The sequence below is a fragment of the Arcobacter siniprincipis (SeqCode) genome (assembly GCF_048571125.1).
Taxonomy (GTDB): domain Bacteria; phylum Campylobacterota; class Campylobacteria; order Campylobacterales; family Arcobacteraceae; genus Arcobacter; species Arcobacter siniprincipis.
The window spans coordinates 2,072,736-2,086,292 of sequence record NZ_CP182343.1 but is presented as its reverse complement, the minus strand read 5'-3'; the positions used below and the strand labels follow the sequence as shown (position 1 = coordinate 2,086,292).

Here is a 13,557-nt window from a genome sequence, read left to right as displayed (position 1 = left end):
GAGAATCTCACAATTAAAGTTTATTTGCAAAATCTTAATTTAGGGCTTATCAAAATACCTAAAGGATATACCTGATGAATATTACAGCAAATGATTCTAAGATACTCTTAGTACTTAATAAGCCAAAGGGATATTTGGTCACTCGAACTGATGACCTTGGGAGAAAGACAGTTTATGACTTATTGCCTGATTGGGCTTTTCACGATGGCTGGATGCCAATAGGGCGTCTTGATTTAGAGTCTAAAGGGCTTTTGTTATTTACAACTAATGGCAAGATAGGTGATGCTTTAACTAAACCTGGCAATTGTACTAAGATATATGAGATTTGGGTTAGGGGCTATGTTACTGATGAGCATATTTTTCAAGCCAGTAAGGGAGTGGAAAGTATTCATGGTCTATTAAAGGCAAAAGTTGTAAAAGTAGGTATTGGTGGTGCTAAAACAAAACTCTTAGTGGAACTTGAAGAGGGCAAGAATCGGCATATTCGTAGGCTTTTTGGCGCACTAAAAGATCCAAAATTTGGAACACCTTTGAAAGTCTTAAGCTTAAATCGAATCAGCATAGGAAACTTTAAACTTGACGTAGAGATTGGCAAATGGCGTTATCTTTCTTTGGAGGAAGAGAAAACATTATTTTAAATCTTATCTTATCTTCTTATTAGAGTTTTTTCATATAATGTATGTAGAAAAAGTATTATCTGGAGGAACTTAGTGGTTTTTTATGAAAAAAACAATGAATTGGATTTAGATATAGGAAGTCGGCATTTTGTAATTCAGCGTCGTTATGAAGCATTAGGTGTTATAAATGATTTACTTATTGCCATTTGGTTTTTAATTGGAAGTATTTTCTTTTTAAATGATTCTCTTATGCAAAGTGGTACTTGGTTGTTTATAGTGGGTAGTGCACAGTTTTTAATAAAGCCATTAATAAAGCTACTTAGTTTGATTCATGTATCACGAATATATAATGAAGAACAAAAAAAATATAAAAATTAAATATTAATAAAAAATTATATTGGTAAAATTACATAAAATTTTGCACCTTTATAAGTTTTATTATTATATGTTATGTTTTCATTTTTTACAAGTATCTCACCTGAAAAATGTTCATGAATAATTTTTGTACTCATATATAACCCAATTCCAGTACCTTGACTTTTATATTTTGTAGTAAAGTATGGGTCAAATATTTTATCGATAATATCCTCTCTAACTCCACCTGCATTATCTTGTATTGTAATAGTTATTTCATTGTCTTTTTTAAAAAACTCTATTTCAATTACTTTATCTTTTATATCATTTTCATTTAATATATCTTTTGAGTTATTAAGAATATTTATAAAAACTTGTGTTAATTCATTTATTACACCATCTACGAATAATTCATCTTCACAGTGTATAATATTTAGTGTGATAAAATGGTTTTTTAAAGAAGCAGATACTATATCAATGGCTTTATTTAAAGAAATTTCTATGTTGAAATACTCTTTTTTATCATTATTATCTCTTATATAATCTCTAAAATCATCAATTGTACTACTTAAATAATTTGCATATTTCATTACACTATCTGCTGTATTTTCTATTTCATTTTCTTCTAAAAGTTCTAATTCTTTTCTTAGTTTTAAACTGCTCATTTGAATAGTAATAGCACTTAAAGGTTGTCTCCATTGATGAGCAATATTATTAAGCATCTCCCCAATAATTGCCATTCTTGATTGATGTTTTAGAAGAATATCTTGTTCATGATTTTTTTCTACTTGGGATTTGAGATTTTCAAATAATTTTTTTTCTTTTTTATTTAAATATTTTAAGTCGATTATGTTTTTTTCAATATTTTTAGCCATAAGATTAAAAGATTCTTGTAGTTCAAATGTCTCTTTACTATCTCCCAAATTTATTCTTTGTGAATAATCTCCATGTGCAATTGCATTTGCACTATGGGTCAATTTAACTAAATTTTTTGTAATCCATTTACTTATTGCTATAAGTAAAATTGCTGATAATATTAATTCTATCAATGCAATAATAATGCTACGAGTAATCATCTCTTTTTTTGCTTGAATATAAAATTTTGTAGAAAGACCTAAATAGACTTTACCTAATGATTGGGAAAATAAACTTATAGGAATACTTGTATCAAATCTTTCATCTTCCAATGATTTTTTACTAAAAGGATCTAACTCTTTTGTTGGTAAGTTTGAACAATCCTTCCACCCAACATTGGCAATACAATTATTTTGATTATCTACAACTACCAAATAATCTACAGTTGGGATATTTTTTGTTTCATTTAAAATCGCATTAATTGTGGCATAATCCATTTGAACAAAAGGTGCTACTAAGGCACTTTTTAACAATATTTTTTGTTCATCCAATCTTATATTCGTTTGGGTAGATAGGTTTGTTTCTAACTGATTTACATTTTTAATTACCATTAAAGTTAGCATTAACCCTTCAATTATTAAACTTGCAATTACCCATTTCCAAGATAATGATATTTTCATTTATTTGTATAACCTTTCCATAGTTTTATCCACTATTGAATTCAAGTTGTTTAAATCATTTGCTTGAATTTTTTTAAAACCTTCAAGTTTAGTGATCTCTAAATGCCTTTTACCTTCAGGTGATTTTGAAAAAGCATCTAATGCTTTTTCCCACTCTTCTAAAGTAATACCATCTGCACTTTTTACTAGATATATTCTACTTGGCTTTGGTTTACTTTGATATATTACATGTACTAAGTCTTTAGTTTTTTTTGTCATAAGTTTTATATAATTTGGTAAAGATAAAATTATCATGTCTGCATTATTATTTAGAAGTATAGATATTGAACTATCTGTTGCACTTGTATATGTATATTTTACTTTATCTCCATCAATAAAGCCTTTATTATCTAACCATTCTTGCGCATCTAATGTTGGAAAAGAAACAGGGTCTAATCCTATGACATGAAGTGGTAGATTTTTACTTTCTAAAATATCTTTATTAGTAGCTAAAAGAATAGTTGATAAGCCCTTAGTGTAAGTCATTATAGGTGTATATTCTCCTAATCTTTGAGCAAGAACTGCAAGATTTGGTGAGGTTAAAATCAAATCATAATATATTCCCATATTAGAACGCTTAGTAAATTCACTAAAATTTTTTGCTGTTAGAATTTGAACAGGCCTTTTAAAATAATTCTGTAGAAAAAGTCTCAAATCTTGATGAGACTGTAAAATTACTCTAGTAGATGAGTGAGGAGCAATACCAATTTTGATTGAATTTTCTTGGGCAACACAAAAGTTTGTAATAAGAAAAATTGATAGTATTAATATTATTAGTTTCATGTTGTATTTCACCTATAAAAATATAATATAATTATAACAAATAATATTAATATTATTTATTAAGTGCTTTTTTATACTTTTTCTAAAATTTAGAACCTCATAGTAATAGACAAAATTTATAAAAGTTAAAAGAGATAAAGCTATAATTCGCGAATAAATACTACTTTATTTTTTAAAGGATACACTATCTTAGATTTTTTGCAAAATAATATTGAATCCTTTAATGTACTTACAACTTATGAAGCTATAGCGATGTTCTTAGCTATTGCTTATATCTTTCTTGCAATTAGACAAAGTCTTTGGTGTTGGCCTGCTGCATTTCTTTCTACATTGATTTATACTATTTTATTTTTTGATGTTTCATTACTTATGGACTCTTTTTTAAATGCTTATTATCTTATCATGGCTGTATATGGTTGGTATTCCTGGAAATATGGAGGTAAAGAAGAACAAGAGTTGGAAGTTGTAACTTATGGGGTAACTCAGAATATCAAGATTATTATACTTCTTTGTGCGGTTTCATTAGTCCTTGGATATATTATGACAAATTATACTACTGCAAGTTTTGCTTATATGGATTCTTTTACTACTGTTTTTGCTATTTTTGCTACTTTTTTACTTGCCAAAAAAGCGTTGGAAAACTGGATTTATTGGATTGTTATTGATGCTGTATCTATTTATATATATATTCAAAAAAGTTTGAACTTGACAGCTTTATTATTTATTATTTACACTATTTTAGCTTTTATAGCTTACAAAAATTGGAAAGAAGAATATGACTATAGAAAAGTTACAACGATGCAAAATTTTTAAAGACGAAACTCTTTTTAGCCTTAAACTACTTAAAAATCAAGGCTATTGTAATATAAATTATAAACTTAAAACATCTAAGAATATCTATCTAATACGAAAATTTATAAGTGATGAAACAGTTAATATTAATAGAGAGTTTGAGTTTAAAATTCAAAAAATCGCTTATAAAAAAAAGCTTGCTGCAAAACCTTTATTTTTAGATACCTCTGAGAACTTTATGATATGTGAGTTTTTAAAAGGTAAGCATAAAAATAGCCTTAATACTCAAGAAATAAAGCGATTAGCAAAGATGATTAAAAAACTTCACACTATAAAAAGTGATGGTAGTCCGTATGATTTTCAAAAAACATTGATGTTATATAAAAAAGTTCTCAAAAGTAAAGAAGCACGAAAAAGCATTTGTATTTGTGAAAAAGAACTAAAAGTATTACAAAAATATAAAAAAACATTGGTAACTACTCATCATGATTTAAACCCAATGAATATACTTTTTAACAAAAAAGATATCAGATTTATTGATTGGGAATATGCAGGAGTAAATGATTGTTATTTTGATTTGGCAACGCTATGTTTTGAATTTGGATTAAATAAAAAAGAGGAAAAAATTTTATTGATAAATTATCAAAAAAAAGCAAATAAAAAAGATATTATAAAACTTCATTCTTATATTAATATATACAAAAATATCTGCAAGTTGTGGTTTATGGATTTAAAAAAAGATTAGAATACTTACTTTTCTTAACTAATTTGAATGCAATTTTATCTTTATAAAATAGTTCATTATCTTTTATTTAATAACTAAATTTGGTATAAAATTTTTATTTAAGAATAATTATGTGACTATATAAAAGATTAGAAGTTAAGTGTTCAATAGAATCAAAAAAATAATGTAATCATAAGAAAGGATGAATAATGATACATGAATCTAAAGAAAACAGCAAAAGTATAAGTAGTTTGTTAAAAAGAAGAGAGTTTTTTAAAAGTATAGCTTTTCTTAGTTTGATAACTTTTTCAACAACTCCACTTCATGCAAAAGGCTCTAAAGAACAATTCAAATATCAAGATACACCCAAAAATGGAAAAGCATGTAAAGATTGTATGCATTTTGAACCTGGAACAAATACCTGTAAAATTGTAAAAGGCTCAATTGATGCTAATGGTTGGTGTACTTTATATAAAGAACCTCCTAAATAACTTTAACATAGAAGAAAAGGTATAGAGTTAATATCTATATCTTTTTAATTATTACTTAACTCACAAAATTCTATATTTTATTTTTTTAGAGACCTTTAAAATCTTTTTTATATATTTTATATACAATTGCGTTTATAAAGGAATTTAATGTCAAGTGAACAAAAATCTTTATTTATAGATAGAGGTGTTTTATTTATGCTTTTAAGTGCATTACTTGGAGCTGTTAATGGAGCATTAGCAAAGATGTTATCTGAAAGTATGGATCCTATTGAAATAGTATTTTATAGAAACTTAATGGGGATTATAATTATCTTATTTACTATAAAAAAATATCATGTATCAATTGATATGTCAAAGTTACATTTACTTTTTTTAAGAGGATTATTTGGAAGTGTAGCTATGTTATTGTTTTTTTATACAATTGCTACTATTCCCTTAGGAGAAGCTGTAGTTTTAAATAAAACCTCACCTTTTTTTGTGACAATACTTGCTTATTATTTGATGAAAGAAAAAATCAATCTTAATACTTTTTTTGCTCTTATTATTGGGTTTATTGGAATTGTTTTTATAATGAAGCCTTTTGGTATTGAGATATTTTATGAGCATATTTTGGGAGTTTTAGGTGGTTTTTTTGCAGCAGCTACATATGCCACTATCAAAAAAATCAAAGATATTTATGATGCAAGAGTTATTATGCTTTCATTTATGGGAGTTGGAATTATTATTCCAATAGGGCTTTTTTTATTCACTTCTTATGTTCACTTTAAAGTACATTTGGAACTATATATTTGGGCACTTTTAATTTTGATGGCTATTATTTCAACTGGTTCACAATGGTTTCTTACTCGCGCTTATAGTCTTAGTCGTGCAAGTATTATTGGAGTTGTAAGTTATACAAATATTCCTTTTGCTATTGGTTTTGGGTATTTGTTAGGAGATTTACTACCTGATATGTATACTTTTTTGGGTATTATACTTATTGTAATTGGTGGTATTTTAGTAAGTAAAAAGGATAAAAAATGAAAGTAAATATTCCCTCAAGAGAAGAGATAGAGATTTTAAATGTTGTATTTGATTATAATGGTACAATCGCTATTGATGGTAAATTAATTGAAGGTATTGAAAAAAGCATAAATGAACTTTCCAACTCTTTTAATTTTTATGTAATTACTGCTGATACTTATGGAAGTGTAGAAAAAGAGCTTGGAGATACAAATTGTGAAGTTATAAAAATAGCAAAGTCTTCTCAAGATGTTAGCAAGTTAGAGTTTATCAAAAATCTAGGGTCTTCTACAACATTAAGTGTGGGAAATGGACGAAATGATAAATTGATGTTAAAAGAGTCTATTTTGGGCATTGCAGTTTTACAAGATGAGGGCTTATGTACTGAAACTTTGTTGAATAGTGATATTTTAGTAAAATCGATTTTTGATGTATTCTCTTATTTGAAAGATTCAAATAAATTAATAGCCACACTAAGAAATTAATCTACTTTTTGTTTGCTTTTTTCAATAAGTTCCTTAAACTCTTTAAATAACTCTGGGTCATGTTTTGTTCCATTTTCTGTTTCTAGAATTGACATGATTTCATTATGGCTTCGTTTGTCATGGTAAGGTCTAGGTGATGCCATAGCATCATAACTATCTGCTAGTGAAAGTATACGAGAATATATAGATATCTCTTTATCTTTGAGTTTATCAGGATATCCTTTCCCATTATAATATTCATGATGATGTCTGACTGCATTGGCTATTATTTCACTATTTTCAAAATGCATACTTTTTACTAATTCTTCACTTTTTAGAGTATGGCTTTGCATAACTTTCCATTCTTCATTATCAAAAGGAGTAGTTTTTAACAATATTCTATCAGGTATACCAATTTTACCTATATCATGAAATGCAGCACTAATACGTAGAATTTTTATTTGAGTTTCATCTAATCCTATACAAATACCTAATTCTTCAGAAATAGCTACAACTCTTTCAGAGTGTAGTTGAGTATGCTCATCTTTTTGCCCTAAAGCCAATAAAAGTGCTTTTGAACATTCACAAATTACTTTATCTTCTAATTCAAATATTCCCATTTTAAATCCTTATTATTATTCTAACATAAAAATAAAAAATCTAAAACAAGACATTTATTTTACTTTTTTAGTTAATCTTTAATTAAAAAGTACTTAGATATTAATAGAAAAAATAATGTCTATGCACTTTTTAATATTATAGACAAAATAATATGATAAGATAGGCCTACAAGCGATAAATAGTATTTTTATGTACTAAGAATACTTTTATAAAAAAATAAGGATGATAAATGGCTAAAATAAACTACAATTACGAAAAACGAGCGCGTGAGATAGAAAAAAAGAAGAAAAAAGAAGAAAAACAGAAGAAAAAACAAGCATCTAATAATGAAACAGTAGAAGAAACTCCTCCTACTAATGAAGAATAAATTTAAAAATAATAGCTTTTTATAAGCTATTTAATTATATTTTCCAATAAAAAACACCAATATAGAAAAAACAAACTATTACAAAGCCTTTATATAATAAACTGCGATACTATATAAAGGGCATAATCATATGAATAACGATTTATCATCTATCAAACCCGATAGACCAAGTATTATAACTTCAGAAATTGAAGCTATACATTTCTATCGTAAGATGGATACAAAGGCGACTGTTGAAGAGATGCTTACAGGAAAGTATGTTCTTGTAGAAGAGTATTACAGCAATGGATTAGAAGTTTTATCTGAACTAAAAAAAAATCTTTTAAAAAAATATAAAGATAAAAGCTTTCAAGGACAAAGAGACTATCGAAGTGCATTTAGAGAAGCCTCACATAGATTGTTATTAAAAGTAAAAGATAATAAACTTCTTGTAAAAAAAGCTCCCCATATTGGTTGGTTAGAATTATTATATCCAGAGGTTTCAGAATTTTATATCTCTTTTCCTGAAGTTCAAGGAATGAATAGTTCATGGCAGTGGTATCAAAAAGGAATTGAAGTTAAAACTTTAGATATAAATCTTCATCCTTTTTATGGAACATATTTCCCAACACGATTTGATCATTTAAAGTTATTTGATAAGTGGCTAAAAAAATATGAAGGTTCAAAAGAAAAAGTAATCGAAATCGGAATTGGAAGTGGTGTTTTATCATTTCAATTGATTCAAAATGGTTTTGAAAATATTTTTGCAACAGATACAAATAAAAATGCAATTATTGGAGTAGAGCAAGAGAGTAAAAGATTGGGTTATGAAGATAAAATAACACTTAATCATGGTGATTTATTTGATAATTGTGATGTTATGGCTGATTTGATTGTGTTTAATCCTCCTTGGTTACTTGCAAAACATAAACTAGAAGAAGGGCTTGACAAAGCTATATATTTTGAAGAGGAGTTATTTCCTAGATTTTTTGAACAGGCACAAAAGCATCTTAAGGCTGAAGGAAAAATAGTTTTAATATTTTCAAATTTAGCTCAAGTGGTTGATACAGAAAGTACTCATCCTATAATAGAAGAGTTACGAAATAATAATCGTTTTAGAAAAGAGTTACACTTACGAAGAGATGTAAGAGCTTCATCGAAAAAAACACAACGAACTGATTCAAGAGAGAATGAAAAAGTTGAATTATGGGTTTTAGCACAAAAATCTGAGAAGTAAAATAGATAGATTGATATTTTAAAGTATATTAGAAGAGTTATAAGCGGAAAGACCGCTTATAAAATAACATTATTATTGAGCAGTAACGTTTTCTGCTTGAAGACCTTTATCACCTTGAGCAACCTCGAAAGTAACTTTTTGACCATCTTCTAATGAAACTCTACCATATCCAGTACTGTTGATGTTTCTATAATGTACGAATACATCTTTCCCACCATTTTCTTGTTCGATAAATCCAAAACCTTTTTCGCTGTTAAACCATTTAACTGATCCATTTACTAATTCTGCCATTGTAATTCCTTTTGTTGATACACAATTTTACTTGTGCTATATAAAATCTAATTATGAAGCTATCTTGTGGAGTGATTTTACTGTCAACGAAAGGTTATCAATATAAAGCATGCCATAGATGAAATTCGAAATCATCTTTCAATTAAATTCAGTATACCTGAATTATTTTAAAAAGCTAGGGTAAAGAAGAAAAGATGTGTTATTTTAGGAGTTTTCAGTTATTTTTATTAGCAAATACTATAAAATCAAATTAAAAAGAATATTATATATGTTTAAAACAAATGATTATTGGGAAGAAGAGTTTATTGAGTATGATGATAAACACTTTGATTCTATCTATTTTGATAACTGCACCTTTATAAAATGTGATTTTTCTAAAAGTCTTATTCAAGGCTGTAAGTTTACTGAGTGCACTTTTATATCTTGTGATTTGTCTTTGAGTGTTTTGAAAAATTGTGTATTTAATGATGTTACTTTCGAGAACTCAAAACTTCTTGGAATATCTTGGAGCTCTTGTGAAGAACCTTTTAATGTAGAATTTGATTCTTGCAATATTTCACAAAACTCTTTTCATCTTTTGGATTTGAGACAAATTAAATTTGTAAATTCACTTATTAAAGATACTGGGTTTGAAGAGTGCAACCTTGAAAAGGCACTTTTTAAAACTTGTGATTTAGAACAATCTGTATTTGTAAAAAACAATCTACAAAAAGCCAATTTTGAAACTTCAAAAAACTATTTAATTGACCCAAAACAAAATGATATAAAAAATGCTACATTTTCTCTTCCTGAGGCTTTGAGTTTTTTAACTCTTCTTCCAATAAAACTAAGATAGCTTTTTTATTAAAGGATAATTTTTTTCCTTTAATAAAATTTATTAATTTTACTTTAAAACTTTTTATATATACTTCCACTATCAAAAAATTAAACAAGAAAAAAAGGAAATAAAATGATAGTAACAAAAAAAGCTCCAGACTTCACAGCAACAGCTGTAACAGCAGATGGTCAAATTGTAGAAGATTTTAATTTATATGAAAATATTGGTGAAAAAGGTGCAGTATTATTTTTCTGGCCTTTAGATTTTACATTTGTTTGTCCATCAGAGATTATTGCTTTTTCAAAAAGAGTAGATGATTTTAAAGAGAGAGGTGTACAAGTTATAGGTTGTTCAATTGATTCAGAGTTTGCTCACTTTGCTTGGAGAGAGACAAAAGTAGAAGAGGGTGGAATTGGAAGAGTTAAATTCCCAATGGTTGCAGATATTACAAAACAAATTGCAAAAGACTATGATGTATTATTTAATGAATCTGTAGCACTTAGAGGATCATTCTTAATTGATAAAGATGGAACAGTAAGACATGCAGTAATCAATGACTTACCATTAGGAAGAAACATTGATGAAATGATTAGAATGGTAGATACAATGATATTTACAAATGAAAATGGTGAAGTTTGTCCAGCAGGATGGAACAAAGGTGATGAAGGTATGAAAGCAAACAAAGAGGGTGTTGCTGAGTACTTAGGAAAAAATGAAAGTAAATTATAGGAGATAAAAATGGCAAAATATTTAGAATTAGATCAAAGTAATATAGAAGATACAGTAAAAGAGGGTGTGTCATTAGTTGACTTTTGGGCACCATGGTGCGGACCTTGTAGAATGATTGCTCCTGTTATTGAACAGTTGGCTGAAGAGTTTGAAGGTAAAGCAAAAATATGTAAGGTAAATACAGAAGTTGAGCAAGATTTAACAGTAAAATATCAAGTAAGATCAATACCTACTATTCTTTTCTTTAAAGATGGTGAAATAGTTGACCAATTAATTGGAACAACTACAAAAGGTGCTCTTGAAGAAAAAATAAATAAATATTTATAATATATAAAAAAGCAAGGTCTTCCCTTGCTTCTTTACTACTACCATAACTTGCGAAATCCAACTATTATATCTATTCTTTATATACAAAAAATAATGAATTAATAAGTTCAAAAATATAAGTTCTCTTACAGTTTAAAAAAATATAATAAAAAGTATATTAAAAAAAGGAGATAAAAATGGCAAGCGAAGGTTATCATGAACCAATCGAAGAATTAAGTGTTGAAACACGAGATATGCACAGAGCAATAGTTTCTTTGATGGAAGAATTAGAAGCTGTTGATTGGTATAATCAAAGAGTAGATGCATGTAAAGATGAAGAACTAAAAGCTATTTTAGCTCATAATAGAGATGAAGAAAAAGAGCATGCCGCTATGGTTTTAGAATGGATTCGTCGAAAAGATGCAACTTTTGATAAAGAGTTAAAAGATTACCTTTTTACAGAAAAAAAGATTGCACATTAATAAAAAAATATAAGGGATACAAAAGTAAAATTTTTTAATTTTACTTTTCTCTTTAATTAAAATAAATAGTTTTTTATTTTCTAAATTTAAATATAATTCAGTTAATATTAAATAAGTTATGAAATAAAAAGGAATTAAAAGATGAATATAATAGTATTTTTATTAATAGGTGCAATTGCAGGTTGGTTAGCAGGCAAAATAATGAATGGCGGTGGCTTTGGACTTATAGGTAATATTGTTATTGGTATTGTTGGTGCTGTTGTTGGTGGTTTTGTATTTGCTTTTGTTGGACTAAGTGCAGGTGGATTTATAGGTTCTATTGTAATGTCTACAATAGGTGCTGTGGTATTACTATATATTGTAAAAATAGTCAAAAAAGTTTAATATAAATTCAACTTTTCGGTTAGGTAAGCCTGTTTTTTGGCTAAATGTAACTATTGAGGATAAATTTTATATTAATTTAAAAGTAACCGCAATAATGTACTATGCTTAATAAATTTTAAAAAGTATAATTTACCAAAAAGAAGGGTAAATTATGAATTTTGTATTTTTTCTACTATATTGTAGTTTAATGATAATAACACCAGGTCCTACAAATATTATGATTCTTACAACTGTACATAATTATGGAGTTAAAAGAGCTTTTGAATTTTCTATTGGTGCATCATTTGCATTTTTTGTATTATTAAGTATATCTGTTATCTTTAATTCTTTATTGATAAATTATTTGCCAAATATTATAGTTATTTTACAAGTTGTTGGAGCTATGTATATGTTATATTTAGCATATCAAATTTTAAAGATAAATAATGCTTCCAAAAAAGAAAATCAATTTTCATCTTTTAAAACAGGTTTTTTTATGCAATTTGTTAATCCAAAACCAGTATTGTTTGCATTGACTGTTTTCCCAAGTTTTATTTTGCCTTATTATACCTCTTTTTGGCATTTGGCACTTTTTGTGGTATTGATTACAATTATTGCTTGTGTTGCTTTTTTATCATGGATTTTATTTGGAAAAGTATTAAAATCTTTTTTGGATAAGTATAATAAGTTAGTAAATAACATAATGGCAATATTTTTAATAATATGTGCTGTTGTAATTTCAGGGGTATTTAATTAAATGAGTTATTATGGATAAGTTTACTTATAAAAATAGAGTAGATATAACAGCACTAAAAGCAAAAATGGAAAAGTTCTCATACAAAAAACACTCCCATGAAGAGTATGCTTTAGGTGTTACTTTAAATGGAGTTCAAAAATATAACTTAGATGGGGTTTCCCAATCTTCATATAAAAATGGAGTAATGCTTTTCAATCCGGAACAACTACATGATGGAGAATCAGGATGTAATGATGAGTCTTTAGATTATGTGATATTATATATTAAACCAGAACTTTTTTTAGAAGCATTAGGTAAAAAAGATATCGTCAAGTTTTCTTCTTCTATTGTATATAATGAAAAACTAAAGCAAGATATTATTAATCTATCATCTGCTATTTTATTTGAAAAAGATGAGTCTTTATGTTCTGAATTATTGTTAAATATTACAGATAATTTCTCTACTAGTGATTTTATTTTAGATTATAAAAAAGAGAATTTAATTGTCAAAAAAGCTAAAGAGATGATTTATTATGAGTTGGGTGATGTTTTAAATATAGCTGAAATATCAAAAGAGTTAAACTTAAGCAAATTTCAATTTATAAGAATGTTTAAGGCAAATACAGGAATAACTCCCTATCAATTCTTTTTAAATTGTAAATTGATTCATGCTAAAATATATTTAGAACATACAAAAGATTTATATGCAACAGTTGTAGAGTATGGTTTTAGTGACTTGTCTCACTTAAATCGACACTTCAAAAGAGTATATGGATTGACAGCTTATGAGTATATTCAATCTTTAGTTTGAGTAAAAGGTAAAAGGGA

Annotated in this window: 20 protein-coding genes; 16 read left to right on the top strand and 4 right to left on the bottom strand. The window is 27.0% G+C overall.

Annotation, left to right across the window (positions count from 1 at the left end):
* The first annotated feature begins 74 nt into the window (after window positions 1–74).
* Complete coding sequence (locus tag ACNI3D_RS10510) at window positions 75–638, top strand: pseudouridine synthase (protein ID WP_129101136.1); 564 nt, start codon at window positions 75–77, stop codon at window positions 636–638.
* A 72-nt stretch (window positions 639–710) separates the two neighbouring features.
* Window positions 711–995 carry a YrhK family protein gene (locus ACNI3D_RS10505; RefSeq protein WP_419766946.1) on the top strand — a complete coding sequence of 95 codons (285 nt, stop codon included), beginning with the start codon at window positions 711–713 and terminating at the stop codon, window positions 993–995.
* A 14-nt stretch (window positions 996–1,009) separates the two neighbouring features.
* On the opposite strand, the gene ACNI3D_RS10500 is transcribed toward ACNI3D_RS10505, so the two are convergent.
* The gene (locus ACNI3D_RS10500) at window positions 1,010–2,506 is read right to left on the bottom strand and encodes an ATP-binding protein (RefSeq protein WP_419766945.1); all 1,497 of its coding nucleotides are present in this window, start codon (window positions 2,504–2,506) and stop codon (window positions 1,010–1,012) included.
* Entirely contained in the window at window positions 2,507–3,328 is an 822-nt protein-coding gene (locus ACNI3D_RS10495) for a phosphate/phosphite/phosphonate ABC transporter substrate-binding protein (RefSeq protein WP_419766944.1), read from the bottom strand.
* Window positions 3,329–3,526: 198 nt separating this feature from the next.
* Between ACNI3D_RS10495 and pnuC the strand changes: the two genes are divergently transcribed.
* The 5 genes from pnuC to ACNI3D_RS10470 all read left to right on the top strand — a co-directional run bounded on the left by pnuC (window position 3,527) and on the right by ACNI3D_RS10470 (window position 6,822).
* A complete protein-coding gene (pnuC, locus tag ACNI3D_RS10490) occupies window positions 3,527–4,141 on the top strand; it encodes a nicotinamide riboside transporter PnuC (RefSeq protein ID WP_419766943.1) in 615 nt (204 codons plus the stop codon).
* Window positions 4,104–4,865, top strand: coding sequence for a choline kinase family protein (locus ACNI3D_RS10485; protein ID WP_419766942.1), 762 nt, complete (start codon window positions 4,104–4,106; stop codon window positions 4,863–4,865). Before pnuC ends, ACNI3D_RS10485 begins: the two co-directional genes overlap by 38 nt.
* Window positions 4,866–5,053: 188 nt before the next feature.
* Window positions 5,054–5,335, top strand: coding sequence for a high-potential iron-sulfur protein (locus tag ACNI3D_RS10480; protein ID WP_419766941.1), 282 nt, complete (start codon window positions 5,054–5,056; stop codon window positions 5,333–5,335).
* Between the two features lie 147 nt (window positions 5,336–5,482).
* Window positions 5,483–6,358: a DMT family transporter gene (locus ACNI3D_RS10475; protein WP_419766940.1), complete on the top strand. Its 876-nt coding sequence runs from the start codon at window positions 5,483–5,485 to the stop codon at window positions 6,356–6,358.
* Window positions 6,355–6,822 (top strand): HAD family hydrolase, encoded by a 468-nt coding sequence (locus tag ACNI3D_RS10470; protein ID WP_129101130.1) that lies wholly within the window; start codon window positions 6,355–6,357, stop codon window positions 6,820–6,822. Before ACNI3D_RS10475 ends, ACNI3D_RS10470 begins: the two co-directional genes overlap by 4 nt.
* On the opposite strand, the gene ACNI3D_RS10465 is transcribed toward ACNI3D_RS10470, so the two are convergent.
* Entirely contained in the window at window positions 6,819–7,421 is a 603-nt protein-coding gene (locus ACNI3D_RS10465; protein WP_129101129.1) for an HD-GYP domain-containing protein, read from the bottom strand. The genes ACNI3D_RS10470 and ACNI3D_RS10465 overlap by 4 nt on opposite strands.
* Window positions 7,422–7,651: 230 nt before the next feature.
* Here ACNI3D_RS10465 and ACNI3D_RS10460 point away from each other — a divergent pair, with 230 nt between their 5' ends.
* A complete protein-coding gene (locus tag ACNI3D_RS10460) occupies window positions 7,652–7,789 on the top strand; it encodes a hypothetical protein (protein WP_419766939.1) in 138 nt (45 codons plus the stop codon).
* Between the two features lie 130 nt (window positions 7,790–7,919).
* Window positions 7,920–9,005, top strand: coding sequence for a methyltransferase (locus ACNI3D_RS10455; RefSeq protein ID WP_419766938.1), 1,086 nt, complete (start codon window positions 7,920–7,922; stop codon window positions 9,003–9,005).
* 72 nt (window positions 9,006–9,077) lie between these two features.
* On the opposite strand, the gene ACNI3D_RS10450 is transcribed toward ACNI3D_RS10455, so the two are convergent.
* Complete coding sequence (locus ACNI3D_RS10450; protein WP_013135808.1) at window positions 9,078–9,296, bottom strand: cold-shock protein; 219 nt, start codon at window positions 9,294–9,296, stop codon at window positions 9,078–9,080.
* Window positions 9,297–9,564: 268 nt separating this feature from the next.
* On the opposite strand from ACNI3D_RS10450, the gene ACNI3D_RS10445 reads away from it, so the two are divergent.
* From ACNI3D_RS10445 to ACNI3D_RS10415, 7 genes are all read left to right on the top strand, one after another.
* Entirely contained in the window at window positions 9,565–10,131 is a 567-nt protein-coding gene (locus ACNI3D_RS10445) for a pentapeptide repeat-containing protein (RefSeq protein WP_419766937.1), read from the top strand.
* 114 nt (window positions 10,132–10,245) lie between these two features.
* Complete coding sequence (locus ACNI3D_RS10440; RefSeq protein WP_419766936.1) at window positions 10,246–10,842, top strand: peroxiredoxin; 597 nt, start codon at window positions 10,246–10,248, stop codon at window positions 10,840–10,842.
* A gap of 9 nt (window positions 10,843–10,851) precedes the next feature.
* Window positions 10,852–11,169: a thioredoxin gene (trxA, locus tag ACNI3D_RS10435; RefSeq protein WP_419766935.1), complete on the top strand. Its 318-nt coding sequence runs from the start codon at window positions 10,852–10,854 to the stop codon at window positions 11,167–11,169.
* 176 nt (window positions 11,170–11,345) lie between these two features.
* A complete protein-coding gene (locus ACNI3D_RS10430; protein WP_419766934.1) occupies window positions 11,346–11,630 on the top strand; it encodes an encapsulin-associated ferritin-like protein in 285 nt (94 codons plus the stop codon).
* Window positions 11,631–11,771: 141 nt separating this feature from the next.
* Complete coding sequence (locus ACNI3D_RS10425; RefSeq protein ID WP_129101121.1) at window positions 11,772–12,014, top strand: GlsB/YeaQ/YmgE family stress response membrane protein; 243 nt, start codon at window positions 11,772–11,774, stop codon at window positions 12,012–12,014.
* Window positions 12,015–12,165: 151 nt separating this feature from the next.
* Entirely contained in the window at window positions 12,166–12,750 is a 585-nt protein-coding gene (locus tag ACNI3D_RS10420) for a LysE family translocator (RefSeq protein ID WP_419766933.1), read from the top strand.
* Between the two features lie 10 nt (window positions 12,751–12,760).
* On the top strand, window positions 12,761–13,540 hold the full coding sequence (locus ACNI3D_RS10415; RefSeq protein WP_419766932.1) for an AraC family transcriptional regulator: 780 nt from the start codon (window positions 12,761–12,763) through the stop codon (window positions 13,538–13,540).
* Window positions 13,541–13,557: the final 17 nt, after the last annotated feature.